Source organism: Streptomyces sp. NPDC002690, from assembly GCF_053592415.1.
Genome location: NZ_JBSFVR010000109.1, coordinates 1 through 21243, shown reverse-complemented (window position 1 = coordinate 21243; position 21243 = coordinate 1). Strand labels below are relative to the sequence as shown.

At 71.7% G+C, this 21243-nt stretch carries 18 protein-coding genes; 11 read left to right on the top strand and 7 right to left on the bottom strand.

The features are described 5' to 3' along the window. The first annotated feature begins 189 nt into the window (after window positions 1-189). The 4 genes from glmU to pth all read left to right on the top strand — a co-directional run bounded on the left by glmU (window position 190) and on the right by pth (window position 4373). Window positions 190-1635, top strand: coding sequence for a bifunctional UDP-N-acetylglucosamine diphosphorylase/glucosamine-1-phosphate N-acetyltransferase GlmU (gene glmU, locus ACWD3D_RS16210; protein ID WP_451461497.1), 1446 nt, complete (start codon window positions 190-192; stop codon window positions 1633-1635). Window positions 1636-1755: 120 nt separating this feature from the next. Further along, window positions 1756-2736, top strand: a complete 981-nt coding sequence (locus ACWD3D_RS16205) for a ribose-phosphate diphosphokinase (protein WP_387363498.1) — start codon at window positions 1756-1758, stop codon at window positions 2734-2736. Between the two features lie 266 nt (window positions 2737-3002). After that, a complete protein-coding gene (locus tag ACWD3D_RS16200; RefSeq protein ID WP_266707987.1) occupies window positions 3003-3590 on the top strand; it encodes a 50S ribosomal protein L25/general stress protein Ctc in 588 nt (195 codons plus the stop codon). Between the two features lie 189 nt (window positions 3591-3779). Beyond that, window positions 3780-4373 carry an aminoacyl-tRNA hydrolase gene (gene pth, locus ACWD3D_RS16195; protein ID WP_451461496.1) on the top strand — a complete coding sequence of 198 codons (594 nt, stop codon included), beginning with the start codon at window positions 3780-3782 and terminating at the stop codon, window positions 4371-4373. A 392-nt stretch (window positions 4374-4765) separates the two neighbouring features. Here the strand turns inward: pth and ACWD3D_RS16190 are convergent, their stop codons facing one another. The 5 genes from ACWD3D_RS16190 to ACWD3D_RS16170 form a co-directional block, all read right to left on the bottom strand. Further along, on the bottom strand, window positions 4766-5683 hold the full coding sequence (locus tag ACWD3D_RS16190) for a Gfo/Idh/MocA family protein (protein WP_451461495.1): 918 nt from the start codon (window positions 5681-5683) through the stop codon (window positions 4766-4768). A gap of 107 nt (window positions 5684-5790) precedes the next feature. Next, window positions 5791-7035, bottom strand: coding sequence for an ROK family transcriptional regulator (locus ACWD3D_RS16185; RefSeq protein WP_451461494.1), 1245 nt, complete (start codon window positions 7033-7035; stop codon window positions 5791-5793). A gap of 83 nt (window positions 7036-7118) precedes the next feature. After that, the gene (locus ACWD3D_RS16180; protein ID WP_451461498.1) at window positions 7119-7985 is read right to left on the bottom strand and encodes a carbohydrate ABC transporter permease; all 867 of its coding nucleotides are present in this window, start codon (window positions 7983-7985) and stop codon (window positions 7119-7121) included. 77 nt (window positions 7986-8062) lie between these two features. Beyond that, window positions 8063-9043, bottom strand: a complete 981-nt coding sequence (locus ACWD3D_RS16175) for a carbohydrate ABC transporter permease (RefSeq protein ID WP_451461493.1) — start codon at window positions 9041-9043, stop codon at window positions 8063-8065. Window positions 9044-9077: 34 nt separating this feature from the next. Continuing rightward, on the bottom strand, window positions 9078-10484 hold the full coding sequence (locus ACWD3D_RS16170) for an ABC transporter substrate-binding protein (protein ID WP_451461492.1): 1407 nt from the start codon (window positions 10482-10484) through the stop codon (window positions 9078-9080). A gap of 134 nt (window positions 10485-10618) precedes the next feature. On the opposite strand from ACWD3D_RS16170, the gene ACWD3D_RS16165 reads away from it, so the two are divergent. The 6 genes from ACWD3D_RS16165 (at window position 10619) to ACWD3D_RS16140 (ending at window position 17410) form a co-directional block, all read left to right on the top strand. Next, on the top strand, window positions 10619-11665 hold the full coding sequence (locus ACWD3D_RS16165; RefSeq protein WP_451461491.1) for a zinc-dependent alcohol dehydrogenase: 1047 nt from the start codon (window positions 10619-10621) through the stop codon (window positions 11663-11665). 144 nt (window positions 11666-11809) lie between these two features. Then, window positions 11810-12622, top strand: coding sequence for a sugar phosphate isomerase/epimerase family protein (locus tag ACWD3D_RS16160; protein ID WP_451461490.1), 813 nt, complete (start codon window positions 11810-11812; stop codon window positions 12620-12622). Next, window positions 12619-14013 carry an MGH1-like glycoside hydrolase domain-containing protein gene (locus ACWD3D_RS16155; RefSeq protein ID WP_451461489.1) on the top strand — a complete coding sequence of 465 codons (1395 nt, stop codon included), beginning with the start codon at window positions 12619-12621 and terminating at the stop codon, window positions 14011-14013. Before ACWD3D_RS16160 ends, ACWD3D_RS16155 begins: the two co-directional genes overlap by 4 nt. Next, the gene (locus tag ACWD3D_RS16150; RefSeq protein ID WP_451461488.1) at window positions 14010-15980 is read left to right on the top strand and encodes an amylo-alpha-1,6-glucosidase; all 1971 of its coding nucleotides are present in this window, start codon (window positions 14010-14012) and stop codon (window positions 15978-15980) included. Before ACWD3D_RS16155 ends, ACWD3D_RS16150 begins: the two co-directional genes overlap by 4 nt. 340 nt (window positions 15981-16320) lie before the next feature. Then, window positions 16321-16785: a hypothetical protein gene (locus ACWD3D_RS16145; RefSeq protein ID WP_451461487.1), complete on the top strand. Its 465-nt coding sequence runs from the start codon at window positions 16321-16323 to the stop codon at window positions 16783-16785. Window positions 16786-16891: 106 nt separating this feature from the next. Continuing rightward, entirely contained in the window at window positions 16892-17410 is a 519-nt protein-coding gene (locus tag ACWD3D_RS16140) for a hypothetical protein (RefSeq protein WP_451461486.1), read from the top strand. Window positions 17411-17522: 112 nt separating this feature from the next. Here the strand turns inward: ACWD3D_RS16140 and ACWD3D_RS16135 are convergent, their stop codons facing one another. After that, a complete protein-coding gene (locus ACWD3D_RS16135; RefSeq protein WP_451461485.1) occupies window positions 17523-17975 on the bottom strand; it encodes a winged helix-turn-helix transcriptional regulator in 453 nt (150 codons plus the stop codon). A 130-nt stretch (window positions 17976-18105) separates the two neighbouring features. Between ACWD3D_RS16135 and ACWD3D_RS16130 the strand changes: the two genes are divergently transcribed. Then, a complete protein-coding gene (locus tag ACWD3D_RS16130) occupies window positions 18106-19383 on the top strand; it encodes an MFS transporter (protein ID WP_451461484.1) in 1278 nt (425 codons plus the stop codon). Window positions 19384-19497: 114 nt separating this feature from the next. Here ACWD3D_RS16130 and ACWD3D_RS16125 read toward each other — a convergent pair. After that, on the bottom strand, window positions 19498-21243 hold a 1746-nt coding region (locus ACWD3D_RS16125; protein WP_451461483.1), incomplete at its 5' end, for a phosphoenolpyruvate carboxylase.

Sequence of the window (21243 nt, the reverse complement as noted above, 5' to 3'; positions counted from 1 at the left end):
GAGGTGCGCTCACCGCTCGGCGAGTCGGTAGGTGGCGCTCTTCTGGGCGATCTTCACGATGACGCCTGCCGCGGCAAGGCGGCGGAGGGCTTCACCCCGACCTCACCGGTCGGGGCCCGCGCCCGTTTCCGGTACGTGCACCCCCGGTATCCTGCGGGTGACCGCACCCGAAAGCCGAAGGGCACATCCGTGAGCGCCAACAGCCCCGCAGCAGTCGTCGTCCTCGCAGCGGGTGGAGGCACCCGCATGAAGTCGAAGACGCCCAAGGTCCTCCACGAGGTCGCCGGGCGCTCGCTCGTCGGGCACGTCGTCGCCGCCGCCCGCGAACTCGAACCGGAACACCTCGTCGTGGTGGTCGGGCACGCCGGCGAGGAGGTCGTCGCGCACCTCGGAACGACGGACGCGGGCGTGCGCACCGCCTTCCAGGCCGAGCAGAACGGCACCGGGCACGCCACCCGCATCGGGCTCCAGGAGCTCGGCGGCGTCGAGGGCACCGTGATCGTCGTCTGCGGCGACACCCCGCTGCTCACCGGTGCGACGCTCGGCGCGCTCGCCGCCACCCACACCTCGGACGGCAACGCCGTCACCGTGCTCACCGCCGAGGTCCCGGACTCCACCGGGTACGGCCGGATCGTGCGCGACGCCGTCACCGGCGCGGTCACCGAGATCGTCGAACACAAGGACGCGAGCCCGTCCCAGCACGCGATCCGGGAGATCAACTCCGGGGTCTTCGCCTTCGACGGCCGGCTGCTCGCGGACGCGCTCGGCAAGCTGCGCTCCGACAACAGCCAGGGCGAGGAGTACCTCACCGACGTGCTGTCGATCGTGCGCGAGGCCGGCCACCGCGTCGGCGCCTCGGTCGCCGGGGACCACCGGGAGATCCTCGGCATCAACAACCGCGTGCAGCTCGCCGAGGCCCGTCGTCTGCTCAACCAGCGGCTGCTGGAGCAGGCCATGCTGGCGGGCGTGACGATCGTGGACCCGGCTTCGACGCTGGTCGACGTGACGGTCACCTTCGGCCAGGACGCGGTGGTGCACCCCGGTACGCAGCTGCTCGGGAACACCCACGTCGCCGAGGACGCCGAGGTCGGCCCGAACTCCCGGCTGAAGGACACCGTCGTCCACGAGGGCGCCCGGGTGGACAACACGGTCTCCGACAGCGCCGAGATCGGCCCCGGCGCCACCGTGGGCCCGTACGCCTACCTGCGGCCCGGCACGAAGCTCGGCGCGAAGGCGAAGGCCGGTACGTACGTCGAGATGAAGAACGCCACGATCGGCGAGGGGACCAAGGTCCCCCACCTGTCGTACGTGGGCGACGCGACCATCGGCGACCACAGCAACATCGGTGCTGCCAGCGTGTTCGTGAACTACGACGGGGTGGCCAAGCACCACACCACGATCGGTTCGCACTGCCGCACCGGCTCGGACAATATGTTTGTGGCACCGGTCACGGTCGGCGATGGGGTTTACACCGCCGCGGGCTCGGTCATCACCAAGGATGTACCCGCGGGTTCCCTGGCCGTCGCCCGGGGCCAGCAGCGGAATATCGAGGGTTGGGTCGCGCGTAAGCGGCCCGGAAGCGCCGCCGCTCAGGCCGCCTTGGCCGCCACGCAGGATTCCGACAGCGAAAGCTGACCGGAAACACGTGCGCCGGACTCGGCGTACCGTGATAGATGCTCACCCATTTCGGCTGGCACGTTGCACATCGGGACAGATGCGTGCAGCGGTCAGAAACACGTCTGAGGAGACTGTGCTGTGACCGGGATCAAGACGACCGGCGAGAAGAAACTCATGCTCTTCTCCGGCCGCGCCCACCCCGAGCTGGCCGAGGAGGTCGCACACCAGCTGGGTGTCGGTCTCGTGCCGACGAAGGCCTTCGATTTCGCCAACGGTGAGATCTACGTCCGCTTCCAGGAGTCCGCCCGCGGCGCCGACTGCTTCCTGATCCAGAGCCACACGGCTCCGATCAACAAGTGGATCATGGAGCAGCTGATCATGCTGGACGCGCTCAAGCGCGCCTCGGCACGTTCGGTGACGGTGATCGTGCCGTTCTACGGCTACGCCCGCCAGGACAAGAAGCACCGCGGTCGCGAGCCGATCTCGGCCCGTCTGGTCGCGGACCTGATGAAGACGGCGGGTGCCGACCGCATCCTCACCGTCGACCTGCACACCGACCAGATCCAGGGCTTCTTCGACGGCCCGGTCGACCACCTCTTCGCGCTGCCGATCCTCGCCGACTACGTCGGTGCCAAGGTCGACCGCTCGAAGCTGACGATCGTCTCCCCGGACGCCGGCCGCGTCCGCGTCGCCGACCGCTGGTGCGACCGTCTGGACGCCCCGCTGGCGATCGTGCACAAGCGCCGCGACAAGGACGTTCCGAACCAGGTCAGCGTCCACGAGGTCGTCGGCAACGTCGAGGGCCGGGTCTGTGTCCTGGTCGACGACATGATCGACACCGGTGGCACGATCTGCGCCGCCGCCGACGCCCTGTTCGCGCACGGTGCCGAGGACGTCATAGTGACGGCCACCCACGGTGTCCTCTCGGGTCCCGCCGCGGACCGCCTGAAGAACTCCAAGGTCAGCGAGTTCGTCTTCACGGACACCCTGCCGACCCCGGGCGAGCTGGAGCTCGACAAGATCACGGTGCTCTCCATCGCCCCGACGATCGCGCGCGCGGTGCGCGAGGTCTTCGAGGACGGTTCGGTCACCAGCCTGTTCGAGAGCGACGAGCACTGACCGTCGCCACCCGTGCGAGCGGTCCGACCGCCGCACACCGTTCCGCCACGTTGCACGAGTAACCCGCAGGTCAGCGGGGCGCTGGTGCGGGCGGAAATGATCCACTTGGGGGACGGCCTCCCCGCCGGGTAGACTCACGGAGTTGCTCGGCGAGGGAGGCCGTACTCATGTACGGCGGTCCGTTATCGACGCGCTCTTCGTAGCAGGCCATCAAGTCGTGGCCGGGTGACCAGTCCGTCTTTCGTCACCTCACGAGGAGTGCAGCCATGGCCGACCAGATCAACCTCGCCGTCGAAGCCCGTTCCGAGTTCGGCAAGGGTGCCGCCCGCCGCGCCCGTCGCGCCAACCTGGTTCCCGCGGTCGTCTACGGCCACGGCGCCGAGGCCGTGCACATCAACCTGCCGGCCCACGAGCTCCAGCTCGCGCTCCGCACGCCGAACGTCCTGATCGGCCTGGAGATCGACGGCAAGAACGCGCTCGTCATCCCGAAGGCCGTGCAGCGCAACGCCCTCAAGGGCAACATCGAGCACGTCGACCTGCTGACCGTCAAGCGCGGCGAGAAGGTCAACGTCGAGATCGCCGTCGAGACCGAGGGCGACCTGGCCCCGGGCGCCTTCCTGCTGGAGTTCGTCCAGAACACCCTGAGCGTCGAGGCCGAGGCCACCCACATCCCCGAGTCCGTGACGGTCTCCGTCGCCGGCCTGTCCGCGGGTGACTCGATCCTCGCCAAGGACATCACGCTGCCGAAGGGCTCCGTGCTCTCCGGTGACGAGGACGCCATCGTGCTCCAGGTCGTCGCCGCGCAGGCCGAGGAGCCGGCCGCCGACGCCGAGGCCGAGAGCACCGAGGCCTGAGCCTCGCCCTCGTTCGACCTGCTTGACTGACGGGGCGGCGGCCTCCCTTCCGGGGAGTCCGCCGCCCCGTCGGCCTGTGCGGGGCACTTCTCCAGGCCCGTACAGCCCGGTACAGCCCGTACCGGCCCCGTGACCACGCCCTCCGGCCGCCTTTCCCGCCCGGCCCGCATCCGAGGAGACAGCGCGCAGATGTCCGACGTCACCGACCCCTGGCTCATCGTGGGTCTCGGCAATCCCGGCCCCGAGTACACCGCGAACCGGCACAACGTCGGCTTCATGGTCGCCGACCTGCTGGCGGAGCGGATCGGCGGGAAGTTCAAGCGGGCGCAGAAGGCGCAGGCGCAGGTGCTGGAGGGCCGCATCGGCCCGCCCGGACCGGCGAACCGGCGGGTGATCCTCGCGAAGCCGCAGTCGTACATGAACCTGTCGGGCGGTCCGGTGACGGCGCTGCGCGACTTCTACAAGGTGCCGACCGACCACGTCGTCGCGATCCACGACGAGCTGGACGTCGACTTCGGCGCGCTGCGGCTGAAACTGGGCGGCGGCGACAACGGGCACAACGGCCTGAAGTCGATGACGAAGTCGATGGGCGCCGAGTACCACCGGGTGCGCTTCGGCATCGGCCGGCCGCCGGGCCGGATGCAGGTCGCGGACTTCGTACTGAAGGACTTCTCCTCCACCGAACGCAAGGAACTGGCCTACCTGGTGGACCGGGCTGCGGACGCGGTGGAGTCCCTGCTCGCGGACGGCCTGGAGCGGGCCCAGGGAACGTACAACTCCTGAGCGGCCAAAGGGGCTTGGCGGCCGACCGGTCTGCCGCCCCGTCCTGGGCCGTCGAAGCCGCCGCCCGTGTCACGGTCAGAAGCAGAACGTCGCCGCCCCGCACACCGTCCCACCCCGCGCGAGGGGGTGGGACGGTTGAGTCCGGCCGGAACTCGCCGAGCGGGGCTTGGTCGTGTCGGACGCACATCACCATCCGACCGGGCGAGTTCATGGGCGGTTCGCGGTTTTCTCGGCCATCGCCCGCCGGTGGTGTCCGCTTCGGCAGTACGCGGGCGGTCGGCACGCCTGGTCGCCGGGGGCGTGGGCGTACATGTCCGGCCGGGCGCCCGACATGGAGTGCCCCTCGGCGACGACAATCCCTTCGACGACGGTGAGCCGCCTTCGCGTGGCCGTCAGGCGCCGTCCGGCCGGGCCTGGTCGAGCAGTTGCTGAATGCGCAGACCGCGCGCGGCGTCGATGCCGGTCCCCCTCCCGGTGCGCACGGCGCCGGCGAACTCGCGCCGCAGCACCGGCCAGCACTCCTCGTGGTCGATGCCGGCGGTGTCGTAGACCAACTCCTCACCGGCGCCGAAGAGTTCGATGCGCGTACGGGCACGGGGCAGCTGGACGCTCCCGGACAGGGACGCCTGGCTGACCGCACCGTTCTCGTGTTCGCAGGTCAGCTCGATCCAGCGGCGCGGGTCGCCGGTCCCGCGCACGGAGACGATCGGGGCGACCGCGCTGTCGAGCAGGTCCAGCAGGTGCGGTCCGAGGTCGAGCAGCGCGCCGTGTTCCAGCCGCCAGGACGTGGCGAACTCGCCGCCGAGGAACGCCCCGTGGAGGTAGCAGGAGCGGGCGCCGGTGAACTCGCGGCCGGCCGCTTCGGCGAGGAAGGCACGGGTCGCGGGGTGGTAGCGCTTGGTGAGGACGAGCTGCGAGACCACCCCGTGCTCGGCGACCGCGTCGGCGACCGTGCGGGCGGCGGCGAGGTCGGCACCGAGCGGCTTCTCCAGCAGCAGGGCCTTACCGGCCTTCGCCGCCCGGACGGCGAGCGACGCCTGCACGGCGGGCGGCACGGCGAAGGCGACCGCTTCGCAGCCGTCGAGCAGTTCCTCGAAGGAGCCGGCGGCCGTCGCCCCGTAGTCGCCCGCGACCTCGGCGGCGGCCTCCGGGCGCCGGGCCCAGACGCCGGTCAGCGTGGTCTCGGGACCGGCCGCCAGCATCCGGGCATGCATGGTGCGGGCCCACGGCCCCGCCCCGACCAGGCCGACGCGGACCGGCGGGTACGGCCAGGCGTCGGGCGGGGTGCTGACGGCGGGGCTTTGGGACATGGTGCTCTCCATCGAGGTGCGTACGGCGGGGTGCTGGCTGGGTCGCGTGCGTGCCGGGCGCCGCCGGACAGGCGGGACCCGGCCTGATCCAGACGAAAGGCCCCGGGTCAGACGGCCGCGCCGGCGGCGAGCGCGGCGAGGCGGGCGTCGGCACGGTCGGGGTCGTAGAGGCGCTCGACCACCATGACGGCGGCCCCCGCGAGGGCGGCGCGGTCGCCGAGCGAGGTGCTGACCACCTGGAGGTTGGCGGTGGTGCGGGGCATGGCCCGCTGGTAGAGGAGTTCGCGCACGCCGGTGAGGAACGGGGTGCTCGCGAGGTCGCCGCCGAGCATCAGGACGCCCGGGTTGAGGAGGGTGACCACGGTGACGAGCACCTCGCCGACGCGCTGTCCGGCGGCGCGGGCGAGGCGGAGGGCGTCCGGCTGTCCGGCGGCGAGGTGGCGGCGTACGTCGGAGCCGGAGGCGGTGGGAACCCCGGCGGCGGTGAGCTGTTCTGCGATGGCCCGGCCGCTGGCCACGGCGGCGAGGCAGCCGTAGGACCCGCACATGCAGAGCGCGTCGAGCCGGTCGTGCAGGCGGATGTGGCCGATGTCGCCGGCGCCGCCGTCGATGCCCCGGTACATCTCGCCGCCCACGACCATGCCCGCGCCGATGCCGGTGGACGCCTTGACCAGGACGAACGCGCCGCAGTCGGCGTAGTTCTCGCGCTGTTCGGCCAGCGCCATGAGGTTGGCGTCGTTGTCGACGTAGACGGGCAGCGACTCGGTGCCTGCGGCCTTCGCCCCGGAGACGGCCGGGCCGAAGGCGTCCGGGCCGAAGTGCTCCGCGAGCGCGGCGCGCATCCGCTCGCGTACGGGGAAGCGGTCCCAGCCGGGCATGATCGGCGGCTGGACCACCTGGGCGCTCTCCCAGTCGACGGGCCCGGGGACGGAGAGGCCGACGCCGCAGACCTGGTCCGGTGCGGAGCCGGCTTCCTCCAGGAGCGGCCCGAACCAGCGGGCGAGCCGGTCGAGGACGGCGTCGGGGCCGTCCGCGATGACCAGGGTTCCGGTCTGCTCGGCGAGGACCTTCCCCGACAGGTCGACGACGGCGGCGCGGCCGTGCCGGGTCTCCAGGTCGGCGACGAGGACGACGGCGTGCGTGGGGTCGAACTCCAGCCGGGAGGACGGGCGTCCGCCGGTGGACGTACCGGTCGCGCCGCGCAGCCAGCCGGCCCCGAAGAGCTGGTCGAGGCGGTGCCCGACGGTGGACCGGGAGAGTCCGGTGGCCTGTTGGAGCTCGCCGCGCGTGGTGGCCTCACCGCTGCGGATGAGCCGCAGCAGATGTCCCGCGCTCGCCTGGTTTCCTGCCATCGTGGTCGTCCTCGTCCCGTCTCTCGTGCCCCCGTGGGCCGCCAGTGACCCGGCGTCAGCCGGTCTTTCCCGCTGCCAGGTTGTCAGCCCTTGTCCGCGCCGCTGGTCAGTCCCTCGGTGAGGAGCCGCTCGGAGGCGAAGAAAAGGATTACCACGGGGATGGTAAGGATGACCGAACCGGCCATCAGGACCGTCTTGGAGACCTCGATGCCGTTGGCGAGCTGCTGGAGGCCGAGGGAGACCGTCCACTTGTCCGGGTCGGCGGCGAGGAAGAGGAGCGCGAAGAGGAACTCGTTCCAGGCGATCATGAAGACGTAGAGCCCGGTCGCCATCAGGGTGGGCAGCGCGAGCGGCAGGATCACCTTGCGCACGGTCTGGAGGCGGGAGGCGCCGTCGATGGCGGCGGCCTCCTCGATCGAGAACGGGATGGTGACGAAGTAGTTCTTCATCATGTAGATCGAAACCGGGACCGTCTGCGCGATGTAGACGATGGCGAGTCCGACGAGACTGCCGGAGAGCCCCATCTTCGCGAACATCACGAAGAGCGGGACGGCGAGCAGGGTGGCCGGGAAGAGGTAGACGGCCAGGAAGAGCGCGCTGACGTGCCTGCTGCCGAAGAACTTGAGCCGGCTGACGGCGTACGCGCCGGGTACGGCGGCGGCCAGCGTCAGCGCGACGGTGGCGAGTGCCACCAGAGCCGAGTTGCCCAGCATCCCGAGGAAGCCCTGACCGCCGTCCTCGGTGGACTTCAGGACGCTGCGGTAGGTGTCGAGGGTGAAGTCCTTCGAGGAGACCCAGAGGTTCCCCGGGTCCACGAGCAGCGAGTCGATCGGCTTCACCGACAGCAGCAGCATGTAGTAGAAGGGCACGATCGTGATCACCGCGAGGAAGACGATCACCACCCAGCGGGCGATGCCGAAGAACCGTTCCTCGAACTGGGCGCGGCTCATGCGCCGCTTGCGCGGGGCGGGGCCGGCGGTGTTGCCGGGGCGGGTGGCCTCGGGCCGTGTCACGGACGGGGCGGTGGTCATGCCTGTTCCTCCTGGACCTTCTTGCCGAAGAACATGAAGTAGAGGCCCAGCAGGACCATGAGGACGAGGGCGAGGATCAGCGCCTGGGCCGAGGCCGCGCCGACGTCGAACCGCGAGGTGAGGAAGTCGTACACGCGGACCGCGACGACGTCCGTGCCCGAACCGCCCCCGGTGAGCAGGTAGATGTCGTCGAACTTGTTGAAGGTCATGATGAAGCGCAGGACGGACAGCAGGGCGATGACGGGCATCATCTGCGGCAGCAGGATGTGGCGGAAGCGCTGCGAGATGGTGGCGCCGTCGACCGTGGCGGCCTCCTCCAGGCTGTCCGGGACCGCCTGGAGGCGGGCCAGCATGAAGAGGAAGGCGAACGGGAAGTAGCGCCAGGACTCGAAGGCGATGACGGTGAGCAGCGCCAGCGGGATGTCGAAGTGCGCGCCGAGGAGGCTGACTTCGTAGGAGCGGGTGGAGAGGAAGGCGATCGGGTCGTCCCACCCGAGGAGCTTGCTGCCCCACTCGTTGACGATGCCGTACTGCGGGCTGAGGGCCACCTCCCAGACGAAGGAGACGGCGACGACCGGGGCGACGTACGGCAGCAGCATGGAGGCGCGCAGGATGCCTCGGCCCCGGAAGGGCTTGCGCAGCGCGAGGGCGGCGACCAGGCCGAGGACGATCGAGCCCGCGGTGGCGCCGACCGTGTAGAGCAGCGTGGTGCCGAGGCTGCTCCAGAAGCCGGGCGAGCCGAAGACCTGCTGGAAGTTGTCCAGGGTCCAGTTGCCGAAGAGGCCGTTCTCCTGGATGTCGACGAGCTTGGCGTTCTGGAAGGCGAGCAGCACGGTCCACAGGATCGGCAGGATCACCACGACCAGGACGACCAGGAAGGTAGGGGTCACGAAGGCGAGGCCCGCGCGGTTTTCCCGGCTGCTGGTGGTCCGTGGACGTCCGCGGCGCACCGTCGCGCCGCCGGTTTTCGTACTCATGGTCGGTTACCTCGGGGAGAGAGCGGCCGTGCGGCTACTGGAGGGATTTCTGGAGGGCTGCCACTTCGTCGTTGGCTTCCTTGGCCGCCTCGTCCGGTGAGCTCTGGCCGCTGGTCATCGCTCCGATGGCCTTGGCGACGGGCAGTTCGCCGTTGGTGGCGCCGACGAGGGCGCCCTGGCCCTGGGCGAGGCCCCACCGCTTCATGTCGCCGACGCCGGAGACGAGCCGGTCGAGGAGTTCGGAGGGGTACGCCTTCTGCATGGACTCGCGCTTGTCCACGCCCATGACGCTGGCGCGCCATGCCTTCTGGAAGGCGCCGGGGTCGGTGGCGGTGCCGGTGCGGACCGGGATCTTGCCCTCGGGGGCCATGCCGAACCAGTCCTCGTACCCCTTGCCCATCATGTACTCGATGAACTTGGCGGAGGCGCCGGTCTCGGCGGTCTTGGTGACGGCCCAGGAGGTGATCTCGCCGAACTGGGCGGGTTCCTTGCCGTCGGGGCCCTGGAGGGAGGTGACGATGCCGGTGTTGCGGGCGAGGAAGCCCGGGTCGTCCTTGCAGGCGGCGCAGCTGGGCAGCGCGTCGGAGCGCAGGCCGGCCAGCTCGTCCAGGAGGAAGGACGACCAGACCATCATCGAGGACTTGCCGGAGAAGTAGGTGGCCCGGGTGGAGTCCACGGTCTGGGTGCCGGGGGCGCCGTGCTTTCCGCCCAGTTCGTCGTAGGCGGCGAAGGCGTTGCGGCAGGCGGTGGAGTCGAGGGCCGGTTCGCCGTCGTCGTCGACGAGTTGGCAGCCGTTGGCGAGGGCGAGGTCCTCGAAGCTCTGCTGGGTGAAGGCGTCCGAGGGGTCGGTGGCGAGGGAGATGCCGTCGACCGGGCCCTTGTCGAGGGTCCTGGCGGCCTTCAGGGCGGCGGCGTAGGTGTCGGGGGCGTCGAGCCCGGCCTTGGCGAAGAGGTCCTTGCGGTAGACGAGGAGCTGGAGCCAGGCGTCGGAGGGGACGGCGAGGGTGGTGCCGGAGTCCTCGGTGAGCCCCAGGGCGTTGGCGTTGAAGGTCCCGGCGCCGAGTTCGTCGACGATTTTTCCGGCGACCTCCGTGTTCAGCAGCCCGCTGCCGTACATCTGCCAGACCTGTCCCATGGGGACGGCGCCGATCACGTCGGGGAGGTCGCCGGCGGCAGCCGCGGACATGATCAGCTGCGGGAGCTGGGCCTCGTCCACGCCGACCAGGTCGACGTGGACGCCGGTCTCCTTCTCGAAGCGGGCGACCACTTTCTTGGTCGCCGCCATCCGTGGCGCCAGGTTCTCCTGCGTCCAGACCGTGATCCGGTTGTCGGGCTTCTGCTCGGCACCGGCGCTGCCGGAGCAGCCCGCGAGCAGGCCGGCTCCCAGAGTCGCGGCGAGTCCGAAGAGGGTCGCCTTCGACCATCGGGCCTTCATCACCATGCTGTGTCCTCACGCCACTTACGCACTTTCATGACGCATCTCAGCATCACTTTTGCTTATTGACAAGACATAACTGTGAGATATCTTCGACCTAAGTCAGCAGCAGTCCCCTCCCAGCACCAACGGAGACCCCCGTGGAACGCGTCGTCCAGTTCACCGGCCCTCGTCAGGTAGAAGTCGCCGAGCACGAGAGTGCCGCCCTCCCGGCGGGCCACCTGCGGGTTCGTACGCGCTACTCCGGCATCTCCGCGGGCACCGAGCTCACCGCCTACCGGGGCACCAACCCGTACCTGACGCGGACCTGGGACGCCGAGGCCCGTCTCTTCCGCGACGGCGCGGCCGGCATCGAGTACCCGGTGGCCGGTTGGGGGTACTCCGAGGTCGGTGAAGTGACCGAGGTCTCGCCCGAGCTGACGGACGTACCGGGCATGCCGGCCGTGGGCGACCTGGTCTGGGGCATCTGGGGTCACCGCAGCGAGGGCATCGTGCCCGCCGAGCGGATGGTCGGCCACACCCTGCCGGCCGGCCTGGAACCGCTGGCCGGCGCCTTCGCCCGCGTCGGCGCCATCGCGTACAACGCGGTGCTCGCCGCCGACATCCACCTCGGCGAAGAGGTCGCCGTCTTCGGCCAGGGCGTCATCGGCCTGCTCACCACCCGCCTCGCCCAGCTCAACGGCGCCCGCGTCACCGCCGTCGACGCCCTCGACGGCCGCCTCGGCACCGCCCGCACCTACGGCGCGCGCCGCACCCTGAACGCCCGTACCGACAGCGTCGCCGAGCGCGTCCGCGAGGCCACCGGCGGCCAGGGCGCCGACGTCGCCATCGAGATCAGCGGGGTGTACCCGGCCCTCCACGAGGCCCTGCGCTCGGTGACCGTGGGCGGCCGTGTGGTCGCCTCCGGCTTCTACCAGGGCGACGGCGCCGGGCTGCGGCTCGGCGACGAGTTCCACCACAACCGGGTGCAGCTCATCTGCTCCCAGATCGGCGGGGTCCCCCCGCAGCTGGCCGGCCGGTGGACCGTCGAGCGACTCCAGCAGACCTTCCTCTCACTGGTCGCCGAGGGCCTGGTCGACGTGAAGTCCCTGGTCAGCCACATCGTCCCGGTGGCGGACGCCGCCGACGCCTACGTGCTGCTGGACGAGCGCCCGGCCGACGCCCTCCAGGTCGTCCTGGAGTTCTGAGCCGACGCACCCCGGGTCGAGCCGGAGTTCGGCCCCACCCGGCTCACCCAGCGCGTCCCGCCGGTACGGCCCCGCGCCGTACCGGCCCCCGCCTCCCGCCACTCCCCCCGCGTGCCGCCCGCCGGCGGCGCCGAAAGGTCTCCCATGCCACTGACCTCGCTGAAGACCGCCTGCCAGGAACAGCTGCTCCCCGGTGACACGCTCCAGGAGAAATGGGCGTTCGCCCAGGACGCCGGGTTCGACGCCGTCGAGCTGCGCTCGCGGGGCGACTTCCACTTCCGCGACCGCCTGCCCGAGCTGAAGCGGGCGCTGGCCGACGGCGTCGTCATGCCGACGGTCTGCGTCGAGATGCTGCACTTCTTCGCCGCCTTCGACGACGCCCTGCGCAAGGACGCCCTGGAGCAGATGAAGTCGCAGCTCAGCGTCGCGGCCGAGATCGGCGCGCTGGGCGTGCAGACCCCGGCGTCGTACGGGATGTTCTCGCGCCGGCTGCCCCCGTTCGAGCCGCCGCGCTCCGAGGAGGAGGACCGCGAGGTGCTCCTCGCGGGTCTCACCGAGCTCGGCGAGCACGCCCGCGCGGAGGGCGTCACCCTCTTCCTGGAGCCGCTCAACCGGTACGAGGACCACATGGTCAACCGGCTGGACCAGGCCGTCGACCTGCTGAGCACCGTGGGCCTGGACTCGGTGAAGATCGGCATCGACAGCTACCACATGAACATCGAGGAGGCCGACCCGTCGGCATCGATCCTCGCCGCGGCCCCGTACATCGGCCACGCCCAGGTCAGCGACTCCAACCGGTTCCAGCCGGGCGCCGGCCACCTGGACTGGCCGGCCTGGATCGGGGCGCTGCACACCATCGGCTTCGACGGCTACCTCGCCGCCGAGTGCCGGCTGACCGGTGACCCGGTCGAGGCCGTCCGCTCCATCCCGGCCTTCCTGCGGAGGTCGGGCGCGTGACCTCGCTCCTCGTCGAGACGCCCGCGGCCGGGGAGGCGGAGGGTCTCCGGCACGATGCGGCCCGCGTCCTCCTCACCAACTGGACGGGCTCCTCGACCGTGCCCTCCCGCGGCCTCTACCCGCACCAGTGGAGCTGGGACTCCGCGTTCATCGCCATCGGCCTGCGCCACCTCTCGGTGCGCCGGGCCCAGCGCGAGCTGGAGACCCTGCTGCACGCGCAGTGGAAGGACGGCCGGGTCCCGCACATCGTGTTCAACCCGGCGGTCGCGCACGACGCGTACTTCCCGAGCCCCGACTTCTGGCGCTCCTCGAGCGCCGGAGCGGCGGCCGGAGCCCCCGCCGACACCGAGACCTCCGGCATCGTCCAGCCGCCGGTGCACGCGCTGGCCGCCTGGCTGGTGCACCTCGCCGACCCCGAGGACTCCCGTCGGCGCGGCTTCCTGCCCCGGGTGTACGGACGCCTCGCCGCCTGGCACGACTACCTCACGGGCCCCCGGGACCTGGGCGGCGGCGGTCTCGCCGCGATGGTCCACCCCTGGGAGCCCGGCATGGACAACAGCCCGTGCTGGGACGCGCCGCTGCGGCGCGTCGAGCCGGCGCCCGCGGGCTCGTACCGGCGCGCCGACCTCGATCACGGCCAGCCCTCCGAGCGGCCCACCGACCTGGACTACGGACGGTACGTACGGCTCGCCACCGACTACCGCGACGGCGGCTACGCCGACGCGGGCACCGGCCACGCCTTCGCCGTCGAGGACCCGTGCGTCAACGCTCTGCTGATCGTCTCGGAGCACGCACTCGCCCGGATCGCGGCCGAGACGGGCGTCGACCCGGCCCCGCACGAGGAGCGCGCCGCCCGCCTCACCGAGGCCCTGGTGGAACGGCTCTGGTCGCCGGAGGCCGGCATGTTCCTCTGCCGCGACCTGGTGAGCGACGAACCGATCCCGGAGAAGAGCGTCGCCGGGCTGATCCCGCTGATCGTCCCCGGTCTCCCGGGGGAGATCGTCGACGCGCTGACCGGGACCGCCGAAGGCAGCGCCTTCCGGCTCGGCGAGGTGCCGATGGTCCCCTCGTACGACCTCGAAGGCGCCGTTTTCGACCCGTCCCGCTACTGGCGCGGACCCGCCTGGTTCAACACCAACTGGCTGGTGGAGCGCGGCCTGCGGCAGTACGGCCGGACCCGCGCCGCCGACCGGCTGCGCGCGGCGATGCTCGAAGCGGCCGGGAACAGCGGCTTCGCGGAGTACGTGGACCCCCACACCGCACAGGCCCGCGGCACCCTCGACTTCGGCTGGACGGCCGCGCTCGCACTGGACCTGCTGGTGACCGCGGAGCGGACGGACTCCCCGGCATCCGGGCAGCCGCTGGACACGACGGTGGGGGCGGACGCGTGAGCGCGGGCACCGACATCACCCTGGTCCGCGCCGGTACGTTCGCCGTACTGGGCGCGGACGGCGGGATCACCGGCCGCCGGGGCGCCTCCCCGGACGGCCTCTTCCGCCGCGACGCCCGCCACCTGAGCCGCTGGACACTGACCGTGGACGGCGCGGCCCCCGGCGTCCTCGTACCCGCAGCCGGAGAAAGGGGCCCGAGCTGTGTCCTGACTCCGCCCGGCACGCGTGACGAGCCGCCCGCCTACACGGTGTTCCGCGAACAGGCCCTGGGTGATGGTTACTTGACGGAGCGCGTCCGCCTGGTCAGCAACCGGGCGGAGCCGGTGGCCGCCGTCCTCGGCCTCACCGTGGACGCCGACTTCGCCGACCAGTTCGAACTGCGGTCGGACCACCGCAGGTACGACAAGACCGGGGCGCGGCGTACCGTCACACCCACCCCCGACGGGGTCGTCTTCGCGTACGAGCGCGGCGCGCACTGGCTGTCGCAAACGACCGTCGCCGCCTCTCCCGCTCCGGTCGAAGTGGCCCTCGTGGAGGCCGAGTCGACCACCCGGATTCTCCGGTGGCACCTGGAGGTACCGGCCCAGGGGGCGGCGGAGCTGCTGTTGACCGTGGCGGCCCAGCCGCACGGGGCCCCGGCGCCCGGGCCGTTGGCGACCCCGGACGCCGCCGCGGCCGAACAGGCCCTGGACGCTCTGGAGTTCACCGACCTCTCGGGCCCGGAGGCTTCACCGCCGCTGCCCACCGACGCTCCGGCCGGGCTCGCGGCAGCCGTCGCCCGCGGGCTCGGTGACCTGGCGTCGCTGCGCGTCCCGGCGCTCGGACCCGACGGCGAGGAGCTGAGGGTCCCGGGTGCGGGGGTGCCGTGGTTCCTGACTCTCTTCGGCCGGGACGCCCTGCTCACCTCGCACTTCGCGCTCCCCTACCGCCCGGAGCCGGCCGCGGCCACCCTCGCCGCGCTGGCCGCGACCCAGGGCGCCGAGTACGACGCCTTCCGGGGCGAGCAGCCGGGGCGCATCGCGCACGAGATCCGGCACGGCGAACTGGCCGCGTTCCGCCAGGTCCCGTACGGCCGTTACTACGGCTCCGTGGACGCGACCCCACTCTTCCTGACCCTGCTGGACGCCCACGCCCTCACCACGGGGGACACCGGGCTCGCCGCGCGCCTCGAACCGCAGGCACGGGCGGCGGTGGCGTGGATGTTCCGGGACGGCGGTCTCGCCGACAGCGGCTACCTCGTCTACACCCCGGATCCGGGCGGCCTGGTCAACCAGAACTGGAAGGACTCCGAAGGCGCGATCTGTTTCCTCGACGGCACCCAGGCCGAAGGCCCGATCGCCGTCGCCGAGGCACAGGGGTACGCGTACGACGCCCTGGTCCGCACCGCCCGGCTCGCCCGCACGGTGTGGGACGACCCCGCCTGGGCCGACGAACTGGACGCGGCGGCACAGGACTTGCGGGACCGCTTCGTACGCGACTTCTGGATGACCGGCCCGGACTTCCCGGCCCTGGCCCTCGACGGGAAGGGCCGGCAGGTCGACTCCCTCGCCTCCGACGCGGGCCACCTGCTCTGGTCCGGCATCCTCGACGGGGAGCACGCCCGCCGCGTCGGCCGACGACTCCTGGAGCCGGACTTCTTCTCGGGCTGGGCGATCCGCACCCTGGCGGCCGGACAGCCGGGCTACCACCCGCTCTCCTACCACCGGGGCACCTGCTGGCCGCACGACAACGCGGTCATCGTGCTCGGTCTCGCGCGAGCGGGCCTGGCCGACGAGGTCCGGGACGTCGCGCGCGGCCTGCTGGACGCGGCCGGGCACCACGGCGACCGACTGCCGGAGGTGATGGCCGGCTACAGCCGCACCGACCACCCGCGCCCGGTCCCGTACCCGCACTCCTGCTCCCCGCAGGCGTGGGCGGCGGCGACCCCACTGGCGATCCTCACGGCGCTGCGGGAGACGGACGCGTAGAGCCGCGTCCGTCCGCTCGGCCGCCGCGCGGACGACGCCCGCACAGGGCTGCCCCGTGGTTCCCGGCGCGTGTGCACCAGGGACCACGGGCCGGCCCCGACGTGGGCGCACCCTCCGCGGCGGCTCCTCCGTACGGAGAGACTCGACCGGCCCGCACGGACACGCGCCCTGCCGTCCGGAGGTCGGGGCGGACCGCCTCTCGATCCGCGTACGCCGCGCCCTCGAACCACGCCGGACTCCCGGCCGGAGAACACCCAACTCCCCACAATCCCACCGCTTCCCTGCCCCTTTTCGGACACAAGTTGACCGAGAGCATCGTCCTGCCCAAAGATCGGCCACCATGAAGTCCTCCCAGCGCCTGGCCCTGGTCGCCCGAAACGGCGCGATGGCCCTGGTCACCCTGCTGCTGCTCGTCGCGGGTGGGTGGGCGTCGTGGGAGACCGCGCACCACATCATTCTGGCCAAGGGACGCGAGCACGGCACCTTGACGGTGACCGGCTGCGGCGAGGACACCTGCACCGGGCCGTACGCCCCCGACACCCAGTCCCCGCCGCGCTCGGGCGTGATCGTCACGCGCTCGGTCGCGGCACAGAAGGGCGACGTCTTCCCGGTGGTGCTGAAGCCGGGCAGCGCCGAGGCCGTACGGACCGGTGTTCCCGGATTCCTGCACGCCTGGCTCCCGTTGGGCGGCGCGCTGATCCTGGCGTCGCTGGTCCTCGGCGGCGGCCTGCGCCTGACGCGCACGGCGTGGACCGCGGGGGTCGCGGGGGCGGCGCTGCTGGTGGCGACCTTCCTCGCGTTGTGAGGGGTTGATCGCGCGGGGGCGGCTCGCCACCCGTCGCGGAGTACCGTACGCCGTCGAGCGAACGCCCCTCTTCCCTTGTGTACCAAGGGCGTTGGAGAATCCGCGCATGAATTCGCCTGCGCCCGACCCGACCGCCGACGCGGCTGCCACGTACCTCACAGCACTCAACCGACGACTGACGGCCGACGGTTGCACGGTGAGGACGTCGGACTGGAACGGCCACCCATCATTGACCGCCTACCGCGCCGATCGCAAAGCCCGCTGGTTCGGGACGAAGTTGGAGCTGTTCGTCTTCGCGGCAGCCGTGCCCGAGATCGACGTTGCCGTCCTGCACGAGTTCACGGGGTGGGCCATGAGCTACGCGAAGAGCGCACGCGGAGGCATACCCGGCGCCCGCAACGTGGCACAGGTACTCCCCGCCCTGGTGAGCACCCGCGTACAGCCCGAGGCGGCACAATGGGCGGCCCAGGACGCCCGCCTCCTCGGCACGACACTGATCAGCCGCCCCCTCACGGTCGAGGCCGCCCCCGGCGTCTCGCGAACCACGGCATACCGGGGCGGGACCGGCTACGGCGGCTTGTTCACCCGCCACACACTGGACAAGCTCGCTCTCTACTTCCCGTAGGCGCGGGGCCGTGCGGCGGGAGATGCGGGGTTACCCGCGGGGCCGCCTGCGGGGCTACCCGCAGGGCTACCCGCAGGCAGGGTGACGGCTTCCGGGCTCCCGCCGCCGCGCCTCACCCCCGGGCGACCTTGCGGACGACGGTGTCGTCCGCGCCCAGCGATCGCCCGTCCGCCGCCCGGACTTCCAGTGCGCGAAGAGGCAGCCCCTGCTCACGGTCGACCATCCGGGAGTGAGGCTCGTCCGGCTCGAAGAAGTTCCGCTCTCCCCACTGCCGCAGCGCCACGATGACGGGGAACAGGGATCTGCCCTTGGGGGTCAGTACGTACTCGCGGTAGGCGCTGCCGTCCGAAGCGGGGACGGATTCGAGGACACCGCCGGCGACCAAGGCGCGCAGGCGCGCGGTGAGGATGTTCTTCGCCACCCCCAGGCTGCGCTGGAACTCCCCGAACCGACGGCTCCCGTCGAAGGCGTCCCGCACGATCAGAAGCGACCACCAGTCGCCGATCGCGTCCACCGACCGCGCGACGGGGCAGTCGCTGTCGTCGAAGCGCGTCCTTGCCACCATGCCGCCCCGCCCTCCTCGTCCGGCACCCGGTCCACCCGGCCCATCTCATCCTGGTTGCATGATGCCACCCTCGGCCGCTACGGTCCACATCGGTAGCATCTTGCAACCGATCGCGTGGAGGGGACCCCGCATGCCCACCGACCCTGACGCCGGGACACCGACCAGGACGCCCGCACCCGCCGCGCCGGAGCGGGCGTTGCCCACCCTGTCGCGCGGCGTCGTCCTCCTGTTCGCAGCCGCCTGCGGGACCACGGTGGCCAACGTCTACTTCGCCCAGCCGCTCCTGGTGACCGTGGGCCACGACCTCTCCATGAGCCCCGCCCTGGTCGGCGGCATCGTCGCGCTCACGCAGACCGGGTACGGACTGGGGCTGTTCTTCCTGGTGCCGCTGGGCGACACGACCGACCGCAGACGTCTCGTCGTGGCCCAACTCGCCCTGCTGGTCGCGGCGCTGGCGGCGGTCGCCACCGCCCGTACCGCGACGGTCCTGCTCGTGGCCATGGCCGCTACGGGGCTACTCGCGGTGGTCACCCAGACGCTGGTGGCCTACGCGGCGTCGCTCGCGCCTCCCGCCCGACGCGGACGCGTCGTCGGTACGGTGACCAGCGGCGTGGTCCTCGGAATCCTGCTCGCCCGCACCGTCTCCGGCCTCATGGCCGACCTCGCGGGCTGGCGCTCCGTCTATCTCGCCTCGGCCGCGCTCACCGCACTGCTCGCCCTGGTCCTGCACCGGGTACTGCCACGCCACCACGACGCCCCGCCGACCCCCCTGCGCTACGGACAGCTCCTGCGCTCCACCGTCACCCTGTTCGCCCGGGAACGGCTGGTGCGGCTGCGAGCCCTACTGGGTCTGCTGATCTTCATGGCCTTCAGCACCCTGTGGAGCAGCCTCGCGCTGCCGCTCAGCGAACCCCCGTACTCCTTCTCCCACACCGCGATCGGCGCGCTGGGGCTGGCCGGAGCCGCCGGTGCGCTGGCCGCGACGGCGGCAGGCCGCCTGAACGACCACGGGCTCTCCGGGTGGACCACCGGCACCGCCCTGGCGCTGCTCGCCCTCTCGTGGGTGCCGCTGGCCTTCACCCCCAGCTCCCTCTGGGCCCTGCTCGTCGGCGTGATCCTCCTCGACCTCGCCGTACAGGCCGTCCACGTCACCAACCAGACCCTGATCCACGCACTCCACCCGGAGGCGGGCAGCCGGCTGATCGGCGGCTACATGGTCTTCTACTCGGCCGGCAGCGCCACCGGCGCCATCGCCGCGACCTCCCTCTACGCTGCGGCGGGTTGGGGCGCCGTCTGCGCGCTGGGCGCCGCCGTCAGCGTCCTCGCGTTCGCCCTCTGGGCGTGTACGCGGGACGGCGAAGCGGACTCCGCCCCCACCAGGTCCGCGAAGGCGGAAACCGGCGCGTGATGGGGGTCCCGGCTGAACCTGGCTGGCCGGCCTTCGTGCACGAAAAGCAGATGCCCCCGTCCGGACGACGCGTCCGGACGGGGGCAGTTCGTTCAGCGAGCAAGTACCGCAGGCTCAGCCGGTGTTGCGGAGGCCTGCGGCCACACCGTTGACGGTGAGGAGGAGGGCGCGGGCGAGGAGCGGGTCGGCTTCCTCGCCGGCCGCCGCCGCGTCGCGCTGGCGCTTGAGGAGGGCGACCTGGAGGTAGGAGATCGGGTCCAGGTAGGCGTCGCGGATGGCGAAGGTCTGCTGGAGGACCGGGCTGGTACCGAGGAGTTCGGTGTTCCCGGTGATCCGCAGGACCTCCTCGACGGTGAGCGCGTGCTCGGCCTCGATGACGTCGAAGACGTGCTTCAGCTCGTCCGGTACGAGGGTGTCGACGTAGTGGCGGGCGATCCGCAGGTCCGTCTTGGCCAGCGTCATCTCGACGTTGGACAGGAAGTTCTGGAAGAAGTGCCACTGGCCGTGCATCTCGTCCAGCACGGTGTCGAGACCGGCCTCGCGCAGCGCCTTGAGGCCGGAGCCGACGCCGAACCAGCCGGGGACGATCTGGCGGGACTGGGTCCAGCCGAACACCCACGGGATGGCGCGCAGTCCGTCCAGGCCGAGGCCCGAGTCGGGACGGCGCGAGGGCCGCGAGCCGAGGTGGAGCTCGGCGAGCTGGTCCACCGGGGTGGAGGACAGGAAGTACGCGGGCAGGTCCGGGTCCTCGACCAGCCGGCGGTACGCCGAGTGGGCGGCGTCCGAGACGGTGTCCATCGCCGCGTCCCAGCGGGCCAGCGCCTCGTCGGACTGGCGCGGCGCGGTGTGCAGGGCGGAAGCCTGCAGGGTGGCCGCGACGGTCAGTTCGAGGTTCTCGCGGGCGAGCGCCGGGATGAGGTACTTGTCGGAGATGACCTCGCCCTGCTCGGTGACCTTGATCTCGCCCTCCAGGGTTCCCCAGGGCTGGGCGAGGATCGCGTCGTGCGAGGGGCCGCCACCGCGGCCCACGGTGCCGCCGCGGCCGTGGAAGAGGCGCAGGCGTACGCCGTAGCGGTGGGCGACGTCGCGCAGCCGGCGCTGGGCGCGGTGGATCTCCCACTGGGAGGTGGTGATGCCGCCGAACTTGGAGGAGTCGGAGTAGCCGAGCATGACTTCCTGGACGTCCCCGCGCAGCGAGACCAGGCGCCGGTAGGAGGGGTCGGCGAGCATCTCGTCGAGGATGACGTCGGCGGCGCGCAGCTCGTCGGTGGTCTCCAGGAGCGGGACGATGCCGATCTTCGCCCAGCCGGCGTGCAGGTCGAGGAGACCCGCCTCGCGGGCGAGGACGGCGGCGGCGAACACGTCGTCGGCGCCCTGGCACATCGAGATGATGTACGACTCGATGACCTCGGGGCCGAAGCGCTCGAACGCCTCCTGGATGGTGTGGAAGACGCCGAGGGTCTTCTCGCCCGCCGCGTCCAGCGGAGCCGGGGTCGGGGCGAGCGGGCGACGCGAGCGGAGCTCCTTGGCGAGGAGCTTCTGCCGGTAGTCGCGGGGCATGTCGGTGTAGCGCCAGGACTCCTCGCCGAGCCGGTCGAAGAGCTGGCCGAGGGCGTGGTGGTGGGCGTCGGCGTGTTCGCGTACGTCCATGGTGGCGAGCTGGAGGCCGAAGGCGCCCAGCGTGCGGATGGTGCGGTCCATCCGGCCGTCGGCGAAGAGGCCGCCGCGGTGCTCGCGCAGCGAGGTCTGGATGAGGGTGAGGTCGGCGAGGAGCTCGGAGGTGCCGAGGTAGTCGCAGCCGACGCGGTGCGGGGTGCCCTTGGCGAGGCGCTCGCGGGTGTTGACGAGCTTCTGGCGGAC

What these genes read in the sequence shown, in the direction of transcription:
- ACWD3D_RS16200 (WP_266707987.1), top strand. Translation starts at nt 3,003, where the DNA reads ATGGCCGACCAGATCAACCTCGCCGTCGAAGCCCGTTCCGAGTTCGGC.
- pth (WP_451461496.1), top strand. Translation starts at nt 3,780, where the DNA reads ATGTCCGACGTCACCGACCCCTGGCTCATCGTGGGTCTCGGCAATCCC.
- ACWD3D_RS16190 (WP_451461495.1), bottom strand. Translation starts at nt 5,683, where the DNA reads ATGTCCCAAAGCCCCGCCGTCAGCACCCCGCCCGACGCCTGGCCGTAC.
- ACWD3D_RS16185 (WP_451461494.1), bottom strand. Translation starts at nt 7,035, where the DNA reads ATGGCAGGAAACCAGGCGAGCGCGGGACATCTGCTGCGGCTCATCCGC.
- ACWD3D_RS16180 (WP_451461498.1), bottom strand. Translation starts at nt 7,985, where the DNA reads ATGAGCCGCGCCCAGTTCGAGGAACGGTTCTTCGGCATCGCCCGCTGG.
- ACWD3D_RS16175 (WP_451461493.1), bottom strand. Translation starts at nt 9,043, where the DNA reads ATGAGTACGAAAACCGGCGGCGCGACGGTGCGCCGCGGACGTCCACGG.
- ACWD3D_RS16170 (WP_451461492.1), bottom strand. Translation starts at nt 10,484, where the DNA reads ATGGTGATGAAGGCCCGATGGTCGAAGGCGACCCTCTTCGGACTCGCC.
- ACWD3D_RS16160 (WP_451461490.1), top strand. Translation starts at nt 11,810, where the DNA reads ATGCCACTGACCTCGCTGAAGACCGCCTGCCAGGAACAGCTGCTCCCC.
- ACWD3D_RS16145 (WP_451461487.1), top strand. Translation starts at nt 16,321, where the DNA reads ATGAAGTCCTCCCAGCGCCTGGCCCTGGTCGCCCGAAACGGCGCGATG.
- ACWD3D_RS16140 (WP_451461486.1), top strand. Translation starts at nt 16,892, where the DNA reads ATGAATTCGCCTGCGCCCGACCCGACCGCCGACGCGGCTGCCACGTAC.
- ACWD3D_RS16135 (WP_451461485.1), bottom strand. Translation starts at nt 17,975, where the DNA reads ATGGTGGCAAGGACGCGCTTCGACGACAGCGACTGCCCCGTCGCGCGG.
- ACWD3D_RS16130 (WP_451461484.1), top strand. Translation starts at nt 18,106, where the DNA reads ATGCCCACCGACCCTGACGCCGGGACACCGACCAGGACGCCCGCACCC.